Annotated in this window: 18 protein-coding genes; 5 read left to right on the top strand and 13 right to left on the bottom strand. The window is 30.6% G+C overall.

The genetic code is table 11. The features are described from left to right. The first annotated feature begins 153 nt into the window (after nucleotides 1-153). Complete coding sequence (locus C7447_RS06265; protein WP_246143031.1) at nucleotides 154-675, top strand: helix-turn-helix transcriptional regulator; 522 nt, start codon at nucleotides 154-156, stop codon at nucleotides 673-675. Between the two features lie 285 nt (nucleotides 676-960). Here the strand turns inward: C7447_RS06265 and fabG are convergent, their stop codons facing one another. The 10 genes from fabG to C7447_RS06220 all read right to left on the bottom strand — a co-directional run bounded on the left by fabG (nucleotide 961) and on the right by C7447_RS06220 (nucleotide 11854). Continuing rightward, entirely contained in the window at nucleotides 961-1707 is a 747-nt protein-coding gene (fabG, locus tag C7447_RS06260) for a 3-oxoacyl-[acyl-carrier-protein] reductase (RefSeq protein ID WP_148869662.1), read from the bottom strand. Between the two features lie 93 nt (nucleotides 1708-1800). Continuing rightward, nucleotides 1801-4275, bottom strand: a complete 2475-nt coding sequence (locus C7447_RS06255; protein ID WP_449456182.1) for a M16 family metallopeptidase — start codon at nucleotides 4273-4275, stop codon at nucleotides 1801-1803. A 118-nt stretch (nucleotides 4276-4393) separates the two neighbouring features. Continuing rightward, nucleotides 4394-4768 carry an insulinase family protein gene (locus C7447_RS15120; RefSeq protein WP_449456179.1) on the bottom strand — a complete coding sequence of 125 codons (375 nt, stop codon included), beginning with the start codon at nucleotides 4766-4768 and terminating at the stop codon, nucleotides 4394-4396. Between the two features lie 87 nt (nucleotides 4769-4855). Beyond that, on the bottom strand, nucleotides 4856-5731 hold the full coding sequence (sucD, locus tag C7447_RS06250) for a succinate--CoA ligase subunit alpha (protein ID WP_148869661.1): 876 nt from the start codon (nucleotides 5729-5731) through the stop codon (nucleotides 4856-4858). 73 nt (nucleotides 5732-5804) lie between these two features. Beyond that, entirely contained in the window at nucleotides 5805-6725 is a 921-nt protein-coding gene (locus C7447_RS06245) for a UDP-3-O-(3-hydroxymyristoyl)glucosamine N-acyltransferase (RefSeq protein ID WP_148869660.1), read from the bottom strand. Nucleotides 6726-6757: 32 nt separating this feature from the next. Beyond that, nucleotides 6758-7324, bottom strand: coding sequence for an elongation factor P (gene efp / locus C7447_RS06240; protein ID WP_148869659.1), 567 nt, complete (start codon nucleotides 7322-7324; stop codon nucleotides 6758-6760). 6 nt (nucleotides 7325-7330) lie between these two features. Next, the gene (gene lpxA, locus C7447_RS06235) at nucleotides 7331-8116 is read right to left on the bottom strand and encodes an acyl-ACP--UDP-N-acetylglucosamine O-acyltransferase (protein ID WP_148869658.1); all 786 of its coding nucleotides are present in this window, start codon (nucleotides 8114-8116) and stop codon (nucleotides 7331-7333) included. A 2-nt stretch (nucleotides 8117-8118) separates the two neighbouring features. After that, complete coding sequence (locus C7447_RS06230) at nucleotides 8119-9510, bottom strand: bifunctional UDP-3-O-[3-hydroxymyristoyl] N-acetylglucosamine deacetylase/3-hydroxyacyl-ACP dehydratase (protein WP_148869657.1); 1392 nt, start codon at nucleotides 9508-9510, stop codon at nucleotides 8119-8121. After that, on the bottom strand, nucleotides 9503-10543 hold the full coding sequence (gene lpxD, locus C7447_RS06225; protein WP_148869656.1) for a UDP-3-O-(3-hydroxymyristoyl)glucosamine N-acyltransferase: 1041 nt from the start codon (nucleotides 10541-10543) through the stop codon (nucleotides 9503-9505). The genes C7447_RS06230 and lpxD overlap by 8 nt, the downstream gene beginning before the upstream one ends. 45 nt (nucleotides 10544-10588) lie before the next feature. Further along, complete coding sequence (locus C7447_RS06220; RefSeq protein WP_394343755.1) at nucleotides 10589-11854, bottom strand: HD domain-containing protein; 1266 nt, start codon at nucleotides 11852-11854, stop codon at nucleotides 10589-10591. A gap of 120 nt (nucleotides 11855-11974) precedes the next feature. On the opposite strand from C7447_RS06220, the gene porX reads away from it, so the two are divergent. The 4 genes from porX (at nucleotide 11975) to C7447_RS06200 (ending at nucleotide 15602) form a co-directional block, all read left to right on the top strand. Continuing rightward, entirely contained in the window at nucleotides 11975-13522 is a 1548-nt protein-coding gene (gene porX / locus C7447_RS06215) for a T9SS response regulator signal transducer PorX (protein ID WP_148869654.1), read from the top strand. A 73-nt stretch (nucleotides 13523-13595) separates the two neighbouring features. Then, on the top strand, nucleotides 13596-14009 hold the full coding sequence (gene tsaE / locus C7447_RS06210) for a tRNA (adenosine(37)-N6)-threonylcarbamoyltransferase complex ATPase subunit type 1 TsaE (RefSeq protein ID WP_148869653.1): 414 nt from the start codon (nucleotides 13596-13598) through the stop codon (nucleotides 14007-14009). Continuing rightward, nucleotides 14010-15203: an alanine dehydrogenase gene (locus C7447_RS06205; protein ID WP_148869652.1), complete on the top strand. Its 1194-nt coding sequence runs from the start codon at nucleotides 14010-14012 to the stop codon at nucleotides 15201-15203. It abuts the gene before it with no gap. A gap of 39 nt (nucleotides 15204-15242) precedes the next feature. Then, the gene (locus C7447_RS06200) at nucleotides 15243-15602 is read left to right on the top strand and encodes a DUF4258 domain-containing protein (protein WP_148869651.1); all 360 of its coding nucleotides are present in this window, start codon (nucleotides 15243-15245) and stop codon (nucleotides 15600-15602) included. On the opposite strand, the gene C7447_RS06195 is transcribed toward C7447_RS06200, so the two are convergent. Genes C7447_RS06195 through recQ form a run of 3 tightly spaced genes read right to left on the bottom strand, consistent with a single transcriptional unit; the run spans nucleotide 15603 to nucleotide 18833 of the window. After that, nucleotides 15603-16196: a YdeI/OmpD-associated family protein gene (locus C7447_RS06195; protein WP_148869650.1), complete on the bottom strand. Its 594-nt coding sequence runs from the start codon at nucleotides 16194-16196 to the stop codon at nucleotides 15603-15605. It abuts the gene before it with no gap. Further along, a complete protein-coding gene (locus tag C7447_RS06190; RefSeq protein WP_148869649.1) occupies nucleotides 16196-16624 on the bottom strand; it encodes a VOC family protein in 429 nt (142 codons plus the stop codon). Before C7447_RS06190 ends, C7447_RS06195 begins: the two co-directional genes overlap by 1 nt. 10 nt (nucleotides 16625-16634) lie before the next feature. Then, the gene (gene recQ, locus C7447_RS06185; protein WP_148869648.1) at nucleotides 16635-18833 is read right to left on the bottom strand and encodes a DNA helicase RecQ; all 2199 of its coding nucleotides are present in this window, start codon (nucleotides 18831-18833) and stop codon (nucleotides 16635-16637) included. Nucleotides 18834-18937 lie beyond the last annotated feature (104 nt).

Genomic DNA, 18937 nt, shown 5'->3' with positions numbered 1-18937 from the left:
AGTCACCACTCTGGTTATTTACAATTGTAAAAGTCGATAACTTTAAGTCTTACTGCTATCTGTTAATATTGAATAGATTACATCTATAATTAAAACCTAATTATCTTGTTTTTAATCTATTAACTATGTTTAATTAGAGTTTTTGTTTAATAGATGAAGTTAACTATCCCTTATTTTTTAATGTTTGTTTATCTCAAATTAAATGTTTACATTTGTAATACATTACTAATAATTACAATTGTGAATTCAGGAGGTATTATTTTAAGGTTAAAGGAAGTTTTAGAACATTATAATTTAACATCGTCAACATTTGCAGATACGATAGATGTACAACGTTCAAGTATATCACATCTTCTATCAGGTAGAAATAAACCTAGTTTAGACTTTGTTATGAAAGTAGTAAATAAATTTCCTGATGTAGATTTATATTGGTTACTGTATGATGAAGGTTCTTTTCCGAAGAAAAAAGAAGAAAGAAAAAAAGTTGAAGAAACTATAACTGAAGAAATATCAAAAGAAACTAAAATTGAGACTCCAACTCTATTTTCTGAAAATACAATAACTGAACCAGAGGTAAGAAAAATTTCAAATACGCGATTCTCAGCGAACGATAAAAAACTACTTAAAGTTGTATTATTATACGATGATGGAAGTTTTGAAGAATATAACAAGTAATTCTCAAATATAAATTACTCTATTAAATAATTCCTCAAAAATAAGAAGTCTGTATTTCAAAATACGAACTTCTTATTTAATATACTTTTATAACTAAAATATTAGTTTTAATTATCTTCAGAAAACTTAAATTATGTTGAAAAATAAACTGTTTGAGAATCTCATAAATAATACAATTACTCAAACTATTTTCAAATACGCGATTCTCAGCAAACAGTATAAAAGTAAAAAAGCCAACCTAAAATAAGGTTAGCTTTTTATATTATAATTTAATTTATAAAAAATCTAAGTCAACATTCCTCCGTCAACCGATAAAGTTTGACCAGTGATATATGAACTCATATCCGATGCTAAGAACACACAAGCATCCGCAATATCTTTTGGAGTTCCTCCACGTTTTAACGGAATTTCATTTCTCCATCCTTCAACTACTTTTTCATCTAATTTAGCTGTCATTTCAGTTTCTATAAATCCAGGAGCAATAACATTGCTACGAATATTACGAGAACCTAACTCTAATGCTACTGATTTTGAGAAACCTATAATACCTGCTTTTGAAGCAGCATAGTTTGCTTGACCAGCATTTCCTTTTAATCCAACTACAGAACTCATATTAATAATTGAGCCAGCACGTTGTTTCATCATCGGACGAATAACTGCTTTTGTTAAATTGAAAACAGATTTTAAGTTTACTTCAATTACTTTATCAAAATCTTCTTCAGAAATTCTCATTAATAAATTATCCTTGGTAATTCCTGCGTTGTTTACCAACACATCGATTGTACCAAATTCTTCTAAAACATTTTTTGCTAATTCTTGTGCAGCATCAAACTCGGCTGCATTCGATTGGTATCCTTTTGCTTTTACACCTAAATCTGTTAATTCTTTTTCTAAAGCATTCGCTGCTTCAACCGAAGAGCTATATGTAAACGCAATGTTACATCCTTGATTGGCAAACTCTAACGCAATTCCGCGACCAATTCCTCTAGTCGCTCCTGTAATAATTGCTGTTTTATTTTCTAAAAGTTTCATTTATTAGTTGTTTTTTTGATGCATCAAATATACTAAAACAAAAAAACTCGCAATACATAAAGCATTACGAGTTTTTATCATTTTTTAAAAGAATTAAGATTTAATTTTCTTCTTATCTACATAATTAAATAAGTAATCAACATCTAATTCTTTTACTTTTCCAAGTCTTTGTAATGCTTTTGCATCTAAATCTTTTTTGTTACCAATAACCATTACATTGTAAGATTCTCCTTTTACGTTTTTATCAAAAAAAGCTTTTAAATCTTTAATTTCCATATTCTTAATGGTATTGTACATTACTTCTCTATTGTCGTTTTCTATTCCTCTTTTCTTTAATCCTTCATAAGTCCAGAAAATATTAGATTTAGTAATACGCTCTGCAGCAATCTTTTTTAATGTAGCTTCTTTGGCTGCATTGAATTGCTTCTCTGCTTCTGGCATGTCGTTCATCAACTCCATCATTGCATCTACTGCTTGCTCTAACTTATTTGCTTGAGTACCAACATAAGCATAAACTATGTCTGTGTCTTCTTTTTTATTAGCATTACCATAACCAGCAAATGCTGAATAAGCTAACGATTTACTTTCTCTAATTTCTTGAAAAACAATTGATGACAATCCACTACCAAAATATGTGTTGAACAATGTAGATGCCGCCATATTCTCTGGCTTAAATGGCTCTCCTTTTGCTAAAAATAACATTTCAGTTTGAACCATGTCATAATTTGTAAAAAATACATTTCCATCTGTTTCTTTTTTTACATATTCTTTAGCTTCTGGATATTCTTTTAATTCTCCATAAACTTTATGACTCTTATTTAAAGCAGCTACAGCGTTATCAACATCTTTTCCATAATAGAAAACTCGTTGCTTGTAGTTTTTCATATCCTTGATTAAGGAAACTAATTCTTCTGGGTTGATTGCCTTTAATTCATCAAACTGCATAATATCACGCAAACGAGAATTTTCACCATATTGTCCATAGTTCATTAAACCTCCCCAAAGAATATTCCCTTTTTGCGTTTTTCCATCTTGACGCCCTTTATAAATTTTCTCTACATATTTATCGTAAGCTTCTTGATCCGCTTTTGCATTATCCCATAAATGTTCTAATAACTCTAATCCTTTAGGTAAGTTTTCTTTTAACCCTCTTAAACCAACATATGTTTTGTCGTTTTGAGTGTTTACATAATAATCTACTCCTAATTTATAAAACTCTTTTTTAATTTCTTCAGCAGAATATTTATCTGTTCCAATATATTCTAAATAACCTGCGGCAAGACTTAACTTTTTATCATTGTCTTTACCCATATCAAAAATGATATTTAAATCGAATAAGTCATTTAATTTATTTTCTACATAAGAAACTTTAATATCATTAGCTGTTTTAGTCTCTTTAATTGCTGATTTATAATCAATAAATTTTGGCTTTAACGGAGCTGATTCAACTTTATTAAACGCTGTTAAAAAATCAGAACTCTTATCTCTATTTAGATTTACTGGTGTTATCCCTGGATTGGATACCTTAACAATATTTTTATCTTCTCCTTTACGTTTGTATGTTACAACATAATTATTTTGATAAAATTTATTAGCGAAATCAACTAATTCTTGTTTTGATATTTTTTTTAAATCATCTAAAAAATTTACCTTATCCGCCCAATTTTCATGATGAATAAATGCACTAAAATATGCACTTGCTAAATCTGTATTATTTTCATATTGTCTTGTTTGACTTAATTTTAAATCATTCACAACAGCTTCAATCATCCATTCATCAAATTCACCCTTCTTTAATTTTTCAATTTGCTCTAACAACAATTCTTTTACTTCATCTAAAGATTGTCCTTCTTTTGGACTTCCTGTAAAAGTATGGTAACCATAATCATTTAAAAATGTTGGAGAACAACCTGCTCTTTGTACAGCTTGCTTTTGATTCAAATTTAAATCAATTAATCCTGCATTACCATTTGCCATAATCATATCGCAAAGTGTAACTAATTTTTCTTCTTCTGTACTTACACCTTTAGATCTATACGCTATAGAAATGTTTTCTGATGTTGGGCCAAAAACTTCAGTAATAATAGGACTTGAAATTGATTCTTCTTTCGGTAAAGTTGGGTGTGTTAATTCTTTCTTCTCAAATTTACCAAAAGTTTCATTTATCTTTTTAATTGTTGTATCAAATTCTAAATCTCCAACTAATACAATCGCCATATTATTTGGTACATAATATTTATCAAAATAATTATGAATATCTACCATTGAAGGGTTTTTCAAATGTTTACCCGTACCAATAGTAGTCTGTTGACCATAAGGGTGATTAGGAAATAAACCATTAAGCATAGATGCATAACGTTTTCTATAATCATTATCTTGACCACGGTTAAACTCCTCAAAAACAGCTTCTAATTCCGTATGAAACAACCTTAATACCAGTGTACTAAAACGTTCAGCTTCTAAATCAACCCATTTATTTAATTCGTTAGCAGGTATTTTATTTTTATATACTGTTTCTTCAAACCAAGTATGTGCATTCGTTCCTGTTGCACCTAAAGAAGCTGTCATTTTATCATATTCATTTGCAACAGAATAGTTTGAAGCTTCTAAAGAAACCTTATCAATCTCCTTATAAATTTCTTTTTTCTTTTCTTCATCTTCTTCTGTTCTGTGCTTCTCATATAAATTAGAGATCTTTTTTAAATATTCCTTTTCTTTCTCCCAATCTACAGTACCAAATTTTATGAGTTCCTTTAAAAAGCATATGCTCTAAATAGTGTGCTAAACCAGTAGATTCTTTTGGGTCATAATTAGAACCTGCACGAACAGCTATATATGTTTGAATTTTTGGTTCTTCAGTATTTTTACTTAAATATACTTTTAGTCCATTGTCTAATGTGTACAAACGTAAACCTGTAGGATCGTTGTTTACTGTTTCATACTTAAAACCGGTTGAATCCGTATTTTGTACTGTTTTTACTTCTGATGAAGAATTTGTTTTACAACTAGCTAAAGCAGTTATAAAAAAAAATATCATCAGCAATTGATTGAATTTTTTCATAGTTTTAATTAATATAGTTTTGATTAATAAAAAAATCCGTTGAATATACAAATTCAACGGATTAATATAAAATATTTCCTCTTGATTTTATGCTAACACTTTCGCTACCATCTCCCCAATCTTAGCTGGCGACTCCACTACATGAATTCCATTTTCTGCTAAAATTTTCATTTTTGCTTGTGCAGTATCATCTGCTCCACCTACAATTGCCCCTGCATGTCCCATTGTTCTACCAGCTGGTGCAGTCTGACCTGCGATAAAACCAACAACTGGCTTACGATTACCGTCAGCTTTAATCCAACGAGCAGCTTCAGCTTCTAAATTTCCTCCAATTTCACCAATCATAACAATTGCTTCTGTTTCAGGATCATTCATTAATAATTCAACAGCTTCTTTAGTGGTAGTACCAATAATCGGGTCTCCACCAATACCAATAGCAGTAGTAATACCAAATCCTTGTTTTACAACTTGATCAGCAGCTTCATACGTTAATGTCCCTGATTTAGATACAATACCTACTTTTCCTTTTTTAAAGATAAAACCTGGCATAATACCAACTTTAGCTTCATCTGGAGTAATCACTCCCGGACAGTTAGGACCTACCAACGTACAATCGTCTTTTGCATCGATATAAGCTTTTACTTTTACCATATCAGCTGTTGGAATTCCTTCTGTAATACAGATAATTACTTTAATTCCTGCTTCAGCAGATTCCATAATTGCATCCGCAGCAAATGCTGGTGGTACAAAAATAATAGAAGTATCTGCTCCTGCTTTTTGAACAGCTTCATCGACAGTATTAAAAACTGGTTTACCTAAATGCTCTTGCCCTCCTTTACCTGGAGTTACACCACCAACAACATTGGTACCATAATCAATCATTTGACCCGCGTGGAAAGTTCCTTCGCTACCAGTAAAACCTTGAACAATAATCTTTGAATTTTTATTTACTAAAACACTCATTGGTTTGTATATTTTAATTTTTTAAGACAAGCAAAAATAGTTTTTTAATTGTGTTTTTACAATTAATTTTATATTACTTTTTTTCTCTACTTGTCGCATTTTTTAAATAAATGACTTCTCGCATTGTTTGGCGGTATTCTCTTTGTGGTGTACCAAAATAAATTCCTTTTTCTAAAGATTTTGTAACACCTGTTTGCGCCATTAATACAGTACCTTTTTTAATATGTAAACCACTAATTACACCTACTTGCCCCCAAATTGTTACTTCATCTTCAATAACTGTACAACCTGCAATACCCGTTTGTGCTGCTATTAAACATTTTTTTCCGATAACTGTATCGTGCCCTACATGAACTTGATTATCAATTTTGGTTCCTGCTCCTATCGTTGTGTCTCCTGTAACACCTCTATCTATAGTACAAGAAGCACCTAAATCTACATTATCTTCTAAAATTACTCGTCCACCAGAAATTAAGCGATCAAAACCTTCTGGACGGTTTTTGTAATAAAAAGCTTCGCTTCCTAAAACTGTATTCGATTGAATAATTACATTATCTCCAATAACACAATTATTATTGATTGAAACATTAGCATGAATAATACAATTCTTACCTATTTTTACATTTTCCCCAATAAATGCATTGGGCTGAATAATGGTTCCTTCTCCAATCGTTGCACTTTCAGCAATTACACTTTTTGATGCAATAAAAGGATTGAAATATTTTGTTATTTTATTAAAATCACGAAAAGGATCATCAGATATTAATAATGCTTTTCCTTCGGGACACTCAACTTTTTTATTAATTAAAATGGTAGTTGCCTTAGAGTTTAATGCTTTATCGTAATATTTTGGATGATCTACAAAAACGATATCTCCCTTTTCCACCACATGAATCTCATTAATTCCTGTGATTGAAAAATTTTTATCACCAACAAAATTAACATCTAACAAAGACGCTATTTGCTGTAAGGTTTGAGGTTGTTTAAATTTCATATAAAATAAAATCCCGCAAAAGCGGGAATTAATTATTCTTTAATACGCTCCATGTAAGCGCCTTTTTCTGTATCTATTTTTATTTTATCTCCTTCGTTAATAAACAACGGCACATTGATTCTTGCCCCAGTTTCAACTGTAGCAGGTTTTGTAGCATTTGTTGCTGTATTCCCTTTTACTCCTGGTTCTGTATGTGTTATTTCTAAAATTACACTTGCTGGCATTTCTACAGATAAAGGCATGTTATCTTCTGCATTAAAAATAATAGTAACTATTTCACCTTCTTTTAATAAATCTGGAGAATCTAAACTATCTTTTTGAAGTGTTATTTGGTTGTAATCGTCTGTATTCATAAAGTGAAAAGTTTCACCTTCTGGATATAGATATTGGTATGAACGAGTTTCTACTCGAACATCTTCAATTTTATGTCCTGCAGAAAACGTATTATCTATTACTTTTCCCGAAGTTACACTTTTTAACTTAGTTCTTACAAAAGCTGGTCCTTTTCCAGGTTTTACATGTAAAAACTCAATGATTTTATAAATATCATGATTATATCTTATACACAATCCTTTTTTAATATCTGATGTACTTGCCATTATATGTTAATTTGTTTTGTAATATCCTTTCATTATTCCTCGGTGCGAATCCTTTATAAATTGAATAATTTCATCACGCTCTGGAGTTGCTTCCATTTCTGCTTCAATAATATCAATCGCTTGGGAATTGTTATAATTTCTTTGAAAAAGTATTCTATATATATTTTGAATTTCTCTAATTTTTTCTGTTGAAAATCCTCTTCTTCGTAACCCTACAGAGTTAATACCAACATACGACATTGGTTCACGTGCTGCTTTTACAAACGGAGGGACATCTTTTCTTACTAACGAACCTCCTGTAACAAAAGCATGGCTTCCAATAGAAGCAAACTGATGTACTGCTACCATACCTGCTAAGACTACATTATCTCCTATAGTAACATGACCTGCAAGAGTTGAATTATTAGAAAAAATACAATTATTTCCAACAAAACTATCATGTGCAATATGGCAATATGCCATTATTAAACAATTGTCTCCGATAACTGTTTTCAACCTGTCTGAAGTTCCTCTATTAATAGTTACACATTCACGAATAGTAACATTATCTCCTATTTCTACAGTAGTTTCTTCATCATTAAACTTTAAATCTTGAGGAATTGCAGAAATTACAGCTCCCGGAAATATACGACAGTTTTTACCAATGCGCGCACCTTCCATAATAGTTACATTAGACCCTATCCATGTTCCTGAACCAATTTCAACATTTCTATGAATGGTCGTAAAGGGTTCTATAACAACATTTCTAGCGATTTTTGCTTGAGGATGTACGTATGCTAAGGGTTGATTCATAACTAATTAATTCTTGAAATTTGCGCCATTAATTCTGCTTCAGCTACTAATTTACCATTTGCATATGCATATGCTTGCATATGACAAATTCCTCTACGAATAGGTGTAATTAATTCCGATTTAAATATAAGTGTATCACCTGGTAATACCTTTTGTTTAAACTTAACATTATTCATTTTCATGAAATAAGTTAAGTAATTTTCTGGGTCTGGAACTGTACTTAACACTAAAACTCCTCCACATTGCGCCATTGCTTCTACTTGTAAAACCCCAGGCATTACAGGAGCTCCAGGAAAATGACCCACAAAAAAATCTTCATTCATCGTTACATTCTTCATCCCCACGACATGTGTGTCTGACAATTCTATAATTCGATCAATTAATAAAAATGGTGGACGATGAGGAAGAATATCCATAATTTGATGAATATCCATTAAAGGCGGTTGATTTAAATCATACTGAGGAACATTATTACGTTTCTCTTGCTTAATAATTTTGGCCAATTTTTTAGCAAACATGGTATTTACTAAGTGCCCAGGTTTATTTGCAATTACCTTTCCTCTAATTCTAGTTCCTGCTAAAGCTAAATCACCAATAACATCTAACAATTTATGACGTGCTGCTTCATTTGCCCAATGTAATTCTAGGTTATCTAAAATACCATTAGGTTTTATTTTAATATCTTCTTTATTGAAAGCTTTCTTTAATTTTTCCATTGTACCTTCAGATAATTCTTTATCTACATACACAATGGCATTATTTAAATCACCTCCTTTAATTAAATCATTTTCTAACAACATTTCGATTTCGTGTAAGAAACTAAATGTTCTTGCTGATGATATTTCTTCTTTGAAGTCAGAAATTTTATTTAATGTAGCATTTTGGGTCCCTAAAATTTTAGTTCCGAAATCTACCATTGCAGTTACCTGATATTCATCTGCAGGCATTAAAATTATTTCACTACCTGTATTTTCATCTTTGTATGAAATAATTTCTTTTACAATATATTCATTAATATCTGCATCTAATTCTACAATTCCCGCTTTTTCTAAAGCTTCAATAAAATATTTAGAAGAACCATCCATAATTGGAGGTTCAGAAGCATCAATCTCAATTAATAGGTTATCAATATCTAATCCAACAGCTGCTGCTAAAACATGTTCTGAAGTTTGAATTTGAACTCCATTTTTTTCCATGTTGGTACCACGTTGAGTATTAGTAACATATTCAGCCTTCGCTTCAATAATTGGTTGTCCTTCTAAATCTACACGTTTAAACGCAAAACCATGATTTGCTTGTGCAGGTTTAAATGTCATTGTTACTTTATTACCTGTATGTAATCCTACTCCAGATAATGTAATCTCCTTTTGTATTGTTTTTTGTTTCTTACTCATCGTTCTTTTTTTGAGTATTCAACTCTTTTTCTAGTTTATGAATTGATGATGCAATTTTAGGTAAATTTCTAAAATATACATATGATTTATTGTATTCTGAATATGCAAAAGCGGGTGTACCTTGAACCACAGAACCATCTTTTAAACTTTTACTAATACCAGATTGTGCTTGTATTTGTAAATTGTTTCCTAAATTTAAGTGACCTGCAATTCCAACCTGCCCCCCAATCATACAATTTTCTCCAACACTTGTAGAACCAGCTATTCCTGTTTGAGATGCTATTACTGTATTTTTACCAATTTCGACGTTATGAGCAATTTGAATTTGATTATCAAGCTTTACTCCTTTTCTAATAATTGTAGACCCTAAAGTTGCTCTGTCGATTGTCGAATTTGCTCCAATATCTACATTATCTTCAATAATTACGTTTCCAGTTTGCGGAACTGCTTTAAATTCACCATTTTCATTAGGTACAAAACCAAATCCATCAGAACCTATAATACTTCCAGAATGAATTTTACAATTATTTCCTATTTGAGTTTCAGAGTAAATTTTAACTCCTGCAAATATGAAACAATTATCACCAATAACTACGTTATCACCAATATATGAATTTGGGTAAATTTTTACGTTCTCGCCAATTACTACATTTTCTCCTATATAGGAAAAAGCACCTATGTATTCATTATTCCCTACAGTTGCGCTTTCTGCTATAAAATGTGGATTCTCTCTTCCATTTTTATTATTCTTTACTTGATTGTAAAACTCTAATAATTTTGAAAATGATTTGTAGGCATCATCTACTTTTATAAGTGTTAATCCTATTTCTTTTTCAGGAAAAAAACTTTTATTTACAATTGCTACAGAGGCATTTGTTGTATAAATAAAAGGATCGTATTTAGGATTGGCTAAAAATGTTAGCGAACCTTTTTCTCCTTCTTCTATTTTCGATAGCTTAGTTACTTCCGCATCAGGATTACCCACTACTTCTCCTTCTAATATACCTGCTATTTGTTTTGCTGTAAATTTCATCAGATGCAAAAGTAATTATTTTTTGTTTAACGGTGAGAAAACTGGTTAATTCAATAAAAATTTCTTCGGATAACAGAAATAATATTTAACTACTGGTTTTGATAATGCCTTTATATTTAGTAGGTCAGACGCTTTAGCAATATCTTTTAGCTTTCCTTTTTTTGTGAGAATTTTTATCGGTTTAGTTGTATTATATGCTTGATTTACAACGCTGTTTAAAAACATGAAATAATGTAAATTTTCTTCAGCTATTTTTAGTTCGTTTTGCAAATTTCCTTTAATCTTTTCTTTATACTTTTCTGAAAATGGTTTGTCCTGAATTTCAATCCTTAATAAATGTCTATTTATAATCATTTTTGATAAGTTAGACAAAACAATATCCTCATGAAACATCCATTCTTTTATAGCTGACAAAACATCATAATCATCTAATCTTGAGAATATTTCTAATGTTTTTTCTGTAAAATTTTCTTCTGTAATCGAATTGTATAAAAAATATTTTAAAGTACTACTCGCTGGTAATTCTATATTTTGTTTTGCTAGTACTTTAGCACGTTGTAATACTTTTACCAACATGTTTTCTGCCACTATACAGGTTTTGTGTAAATACACTTGCCAATACATTAAACGACGAGCAATTAAAAATTTTTCTACAGAATAGATTCCTTTTTGTTCTATTACCAACTCATCATCTTTAACATTCATCATCGTAATTAATCGATCTGATGAAATATTACCTTCTGTAACACCTGTATAAAAACTATCTCTCTTTAAATAATCTAAGCGATCTACATCTAATTGACTTGATATTAATTGATTAAAAAAACCTCTATGATATTTACCTTCAAAAATTTCGATTGCTAAACTTAATTGTCCTTTAAATTCTTTGTTTAGCTTTTTCATAAATAATAGCGAAATTTCTTCATGAGAAATTCCGTTTACAATACTATGTTCTAATGCATGAGAAAAAGCTCCATGACCAATATCATGTAATAAAATAGCAATACATAAGGCATTTGCTTCATCATTAGATATCTCAATATTCTTTGTACGTAAAACCGATACAGCCTTCTGCATTAAATGCATACAACCAATTGCATGATGAAAACGAGTATGATTAGCACCAGGGTACACCAAATTTGATAACCCCATCTGTGTTACCCTGCGCAACCGTTGAAAATAACGATGTTCTATAATATCAAAAATAAGTGAGTTTGGAATTGTTATAAACCCGTAAATAGGATCGTTAAGTATTTTTAACTTATTCGTTTTTTGTTTATTCAAAATATTGAAATCTTCTATTTTTAACAAAAGTAAATGCATTTAATCTACAAAACCAAACAAAACAAGATTTTATTAACGTATTTTTAGCTTTTATAATCACAACGAAAACTACTTTTAAACGTTACTTTGTGTATAGATTAAATTTTCATGAAACAAATAGACATTCTTTGGGTAGATGACGAAATAGATTTACTCAAACCGCATATTATTTTTTTAGAACAAAAAAACTACAAAGTAACTACATGTACCAACGGCGCAGATGCAATTGAACTCGTTGACAATAATAATTTTGATATTGTTTTTTTAGATGAAAACATGCCTGGTATTTCTGGCTTAGAAACGTTGGCAGAAATAAAACAAAAAAAAACGAATCTTCCTGTGGTAATGATTACTAAAAGTGAAGAAGAATATATAATGGAAGATGCAATTGGTTCTAAAATTGCAGACTATTTAATAAAACCTGTAAATCCGAATCAAATATTATTAAGTTTAAAGAAAAATTTAGATCATTCTCGATTAATTTCAGAAAAAACAACTTCTAATTATCAACAAGAATTTCGTAAAATTTCGATGGATTTGGCCATGGTCAATTCTTATGAGGAATGGGCAGATTTATACAAAAAACTCGTTCACTGGGAATTAGAACTTGAAGATATTAATGATACAGGAATGTTAGGTATTTTAGAAAGTCAGAAATCAGAAGCTAATTCTCAATTTTTTAAATTTATAAAAAAGAATTATCAAGACTGGCTAACCAATAATGATAAACCTACACTTTCTCACACTCTATTCAAAGATTATGTAGTTCCAAATTTAAGTAAAGAACAGGGTGTTTTATGGTTAGTGATCGATAATTTACGTTACGATCAATACCGAGTTTTAGAGCCTTTTATTAATACTCATTATAAAAAAGAAGAAGAATTTTCATACTACAGTATTTTACCAACAGCAACACAATATGCTAGAAATGCTATTTTTTCTGGTCTAATGCCTTTAGATATGGAAAAAATGTTTCCTAATTATTGGAAAAATGATACAGAAGAGGGTGGTAAAAATTTATATGAGTCTGAATTTTTATCATCTCAAATAAAAAGACTGAATTTAAATATTCAACATGAATATTATAAAATCCTTTCCTTAAAGAGCGGAAAAGAATTAGCTGATAATTTCAACGGAACTAAGCAAAATGATTTAACCGTGGTTGTTTATAATTTTGTTGATATGATTTCACATGCTAAAACCGAAATGGAAGTAATTAAAGAATTAGCTGGAGATGATAAGGCTTATCGTTCGTTAACAGTTAGTTGGTTTAAAAATTCCCCTTTATTTGAAATTATTCAAAAAGCGCGACAGTTAGGTCAAAAATTAATTATTACCACTGATCATGGAACCATAAATTGTAAAAATCCTACCAAAGTTATTGGTGATAAAAACATCAGTTCAAATTTACGTTATAAAACAGGAAGAAGTTTATCTTACGAAGACAAGGATGTATATGCAGTTAAAAATCCGAAGGATATTTTTTTACCAAGTGTAGCTATTAATAGTCCTTTTATTTTTACTAAAGAAGATCTATTTTTTGCATACCCCAACAATTTTAATCACTTTGTTAAATATTATAAAAACACTTATCAGCATGGGGGTATTTCATTAGAAGAAATGATTATTCCGTGTGCAGTTTATACTCCGAAATAAACTTTTAAGCTTAAAAAATAAAGTTAGACCTGTTTAGTTTTAAAACCAGACAGGTCTTTTTATATTTGCTGTTATGAACAAAAATTATTCATTAGATCAATTAACATCTATTGCTGAAGAAATCATTCAGTCTTCAAAACATAAAATCTTGTTATTTTATGGTGATATGGGTGTCGGTAAAACTACCTTAATAAAAGAAATTTGCAAGGTTTTAGGTGTTGGGGATGTTGCCCACTCACCTACTTTTTCATTAGTAAATGAGTATGAAACCAAGACAGGAGAAACTGTATATCATTTTGATTTTTATCGAATTAAAGATGAAGAAGAAGCGTATGATATAGGAATTGAAGATTATTTATATAGTAATAATTGGTGCCTAATAGAATGGCCCGAAAATGTTAAAAATTTGTTACCTTTAGAAACTGTTGATGTTAAAATCACCCTATTAGATAACGGTCAACGTAATATCCAATTAAAAACTAACTAAATGAGTTTCTCTCCATTTACCAAAGAACAACTAATGCCTCAGCCTGAAACGCTTGAAGTAAAGAGGCAAAAAGGCGAATTATTTATAGGATTACCTAAAGAAACCCATTTTGAAGAAAAACGAATTAGTTTAACACCTGATGCAGTTTCAGCTTTGGTTGCTAATGGCCATAGAGTTGTTGTTGAAACTGGTGCGGGAGATGGGGCTAATTATTCAGACAAAGAATATTCGGAAGCTGGTGCAAAAATATCTTACGATATTAAAGAAGCTTATGCTTGTAACATTGTTTTAAAAGTAGAACCACCCTCGCTAGAAGAAGTTGAAATGATTAATCCGCAAACAGTAATCATTTCTGCATTACAGCTCAAAACTCAAACTAAAAAATACTTTGAAGCTTTAGCTAAAAAAAGAATTACCGCTATTGCTTTTGACTTTATAAAAGATGAACATGGTGTATATCCTATTGTAAAATCGTTAAGTGAAATAGCAGGTATTGCCTCCATGCATATTGCTGCGGAATTAATGACAACTGCCAATGGTGGAAATGGTTTATTATTGGGCAATATTGGTGGTGTACCACCGACTGATGTTGTTATTTTAGGAGCTGGAACTGTTGCTGAATTTGCCGCAAAAGCAGCAATTGGTTTAGGTGCACGTGTTAAGGTTTTTGACAACTCTATAACCAAACTACGTCGTTTACAAGATTTTGTTCACGCTCCAATTTATACATCTACAGTACAACCTAAACCATTATTAAAAGCTTTAATGCGTTGTGATGTTGCTATTGGAGCTATCAGAGGAAAAGATAGGTCTCCTATTGTGGTTACCAAAGAAATGATAGAACAAATGAAAGACGGTGCAGTAATTGTGGATGTAAGTATTGACCGTGGAGGATGCTTTGAAACCTCTAAAATTACTACACATAGTAAACCTACCTTTTTAGAAGAAGGTGTTATTCACTATTGTGTACCAAATATTCCGTCGAGATATGCACGAACAGCCTCAGTATCAATAAGTAATATTTTTACTCCATATCTATTAGATATTGCTGAGGAAGGTGGTTTTGAAAACGCGGCTCGTTTTGACAAAAGTTTAAGAAACGGAATGTATTTCTATCACGGAATTCTCACCAATAAAACCGTAGCTGACTGGTTTGATTTACCTTATAGAGATATTAATTTATTGATTTTATAAGTAACATTTTAGTTACTTTTGCTATCAGAAATTTAGATTATGCAATTATTAAAACGTTTCGGGTATTATTTTATAGGATTAGCTTTAGGTTCTGTAGCAGTTTTATTCTTTTGGAAACAAAAAGATGTTTCTTTTGATTACGGAATGGACGCTCGTACACTAAAAACGATTAGAATTCGTAAACGCATCTTTTCTGAAGAAGCTAAACAAAACATGTTGCTTCATAAAATAGATACTGCCCAAATATCTACTATTTTAAAATCAGGTGATGTAGATTTTGATAAAAGTAAACCAAGACAAAAGCCTTGTGCTGAATATTTAATAACCAGTAAAAAAGTAGATTTATATGTTGTTCGTTGTGATAGTACGTCTACTATTAAAAAGGTAATTGTTAAATAATTAGCAGTTTTTGTATTTATCGTTTAAACCGATTCCTTTTAAAATCATCGGAATAATTTTTTCTAAACGACTTTGTTTTGTAACTACTCTTTTTGCTTCTGAAATATAATCTGTAAACTCTCTTTTTTTACTCAATGAAAATTCATCAAATTTAGACTTCAGTTGATCATTTTCATCTAATTCTTGCTGTAATTCTATAGGAATAATAAGTGGTTTAGTATTTCTTTTAGGTTTTAATTCTTTACCTGCAATGTGATTTTCTATAGCTTCTAACACATACATTTTTACCAGATCTATATTTATCTCTGCTAACGTATTAAATCGCCATTGGCGCATTGCTTGTGTTTTTTCTTCTTGGGCATTTATTAAAACTTTGTGTTCATCTTTTAAAAAACATCCTTGAAAGAACCACAATCCACTATAATTTTTAAAAGCGGACAATCCTAGAATATTCTTACCTTTATATGTATAAACAGGAGAATTCCATTTTATTGTCTCCTCTAAAGGAAGTTCTAATAAAACAGAACGCAAAAGTGTTAACTCTTGCGACCATTTTTTATTTTTTTGTATGTATTCTGTTACTTGTCGATTCATTAAGCGGTAGTATTTTCATCTTCTAAAGAAATCATCCACTGCACTCCAAACTTATCTTTTAACATTCCGAATTTCCCTCCCCAAAAAGCCTCTTCTAAGGGCATCATTATAAAAGCTCCTTCAGATAATCCATTAAAAATGGCTGTAGCTTCATCTTCATCATCAGTGCCAATACTTACAGCAAAATTATTTCCCAAATTGAACTCCTCTTTCTCATTAAAAAAATCAGACGCCATAATAGTTAAATCTCCCGCTTGTAAAGTTGAATGCATTACTAAATTCATAACCTCTTCTGGAAACATCGTCTCGCTTTCAGGAGCGTCTTTAAATTTCATTTTCTGATTAATTTCGCCTCCTAAAACATCTGCATAAAAATCCATTGCTTCTTCGCAATTTCCTTTAAAATGTAAATATGTATGTACTTTCATCTTTTTTTCTTTAATTAGCTATTTCACTTGTAAATTTTATGCGCATTAAACGTAGTTCATCATCATCGTAATCTCCTTCAAATTCATCTAAAGCTTCCTGAATACCATCACTTTCAGCTTCCATAAAATAATCATGAATTTCTTCTTGCTGATCTTCATCTAACATGTCATCTACTGCATAATCAATATTCAATTTTGTTCCTGAGTACACAATCGCCTCCATTTCTTTAATTAATTCAGCCATTTCTAAACCTTTTGATTTAGCAATATCATCCAACGGAAGTTTTCTATCCGTGTTTTGAATAATATAAAGTTTTAACCCAGAATTTACGCCTGTACTTTTTACGATTAAATCATCTGGACGCATAATGTCGTTTTCTTCAACATATGTCGTGATTAATTTAACAAAATCTTTACCATATTTATTTGCTTTACCTTCTCCTACTCCATGAACCTTAGACAATTCTTCTAGAGTAATTGGGTATTTTAAAGCCATATCATCTATCGATGGATCTTGAAAAACTGCAAACGGCGGAACACCTTGTTTTTTACCTACTTGTTTACGTAAATCTTTTAGCATTACTACCAATTTTTCATCTACGCCTCCTCCATTAGATTTTTGGTTAGTTATTATAGTACCATCATCAGCTGTAGTATATACATGGTCTTCAGTCATCATAAAAGATGTAGGTTTTTCCATGAATTTTCTTCCGTCTGAAGTTAATTTTATAACCCCATATTGTTCTATTTCTTTTCGAATAAGATTAACCACTAAAATTTGACGTATTAAGGCCATCCAGTAATGACTCCCTTTTTCTTTACCAATTCCAAAAAACTTTTGTTCATTTGTTTTATGTGAATTTAATAATGCGTTTTCCTTACCTATAATTGTATTTACAATCTCCTTTGCTTTATACATTTCATTAGTATCTCGGATAACAGATAATAAAATTAAAACATCTTCTTTAGCTTCGTGTTTCTTTTTAGGATTACGCATATTATCATCCATGTCTGCTCCTTCACCATTTACTTCGTCAAATTCTTCTCCAAAATAATGAAGTAAATATTTACGGCGATTCATAGATGTTTCTGCATAACCAACAACTTCTTGTAATAATGCATGCCCAACCTCTTGCTCTGCAACAGGTTTATTAGCCATGAATTTTTCTAACTTTTCTATATCTTTATATGAATAGAATGTTAAACAGTGACCTTCTCCTCCATCTCTTCCTGCTCGTCCTGTTTCTTGATAATAACTTTCTAAGCTTTTTGGTATATCATGATGTATTACATAACGAACATCTGGCTTATCAATTCCCATTCCAAAAGCAATCGTTGCTACTACGACTTCACAATCTTCCATCAAAAACATATCTTGATGTTTTACTCTTGTTTTTGCATCTAAACCAGCATGATAAGGGACAGCATTTATACCATTAACTTGTAAAATTTGAGCAATTTCTTCTACCTTTTTTCTACTTAAACAATATATAATACCCGATTTACCTATGTGTTGTTTAACAAATCGAATAATGTCTTTTTCTACTTCCTTTGTTTTTGGTCGTACTTCATAGAATAAATTAGGTCTATTAAACGATGCTTTATACACATTAGCATCACTCATTCCTAATGTTTTTAGAATATCTTCCTGTACTTTCTCGGTCGCTGTTGCTGTCAAACCAATTACAGGAACATTATCTATTTGTTTAATTATATTTCGAAGATTACGATATTCTGGTCTAAAATCATGACCCCATTCTGAAATACAATGAGCTTCATCAATAGCAACAAAAGAAATATTTTGCTCTTTTAAAAAAGAGGCATACTCTTCTTTAATAAGTGATTCAGGCGCCACATAAAGTAATTTAGTAACTCCAGACCTAATATCTTCCATTACCTGATTTACTTCTGATTTGTTTAAGGAAGAATTCAATACGTGTGCAATTCCGTGATTTTCAGAAATACCTCGAATTGCATCTACTTGATTTTTCATTAAGGCAATTAACGGAGAAACTACTATTGCTGTTCCTTCTTTCATTAAAGCAGGAAGCTGATAACATAATGATTTTCCTCCTCCTGTGGGCATTATAACAAAGGTATTTTCGTTATTTAAAATACTTCTAACTACGTCTTCCTGAAGCCCTTTAAATTGGTTAAAACCAAAAAACTTTTTTAAAGCACCATATAAGTCCTTTTCTTTACTCATCATCTATTGTCAAGGTTTTTAAAAGTGAACTAATTTACAAAAAATTATAAATAAAAAAATGAATTAAACTTTCTTTTTGCAAAAAGTACCGATACATAAAATATTAC

Source organism: Tenacibaculum adriaticum, from assembly GCF_008124875.1.
Taxonomy (GTDB): Bacteria; Bacteroidota; Bacteroidia; order Flavobacteriales; family Flavobacteriaceae; genus Polaribacter; species Polaribacter adriaticus.
This window is presented reverse-complemented; position numbering and strand designations above follow the sequence as displayed.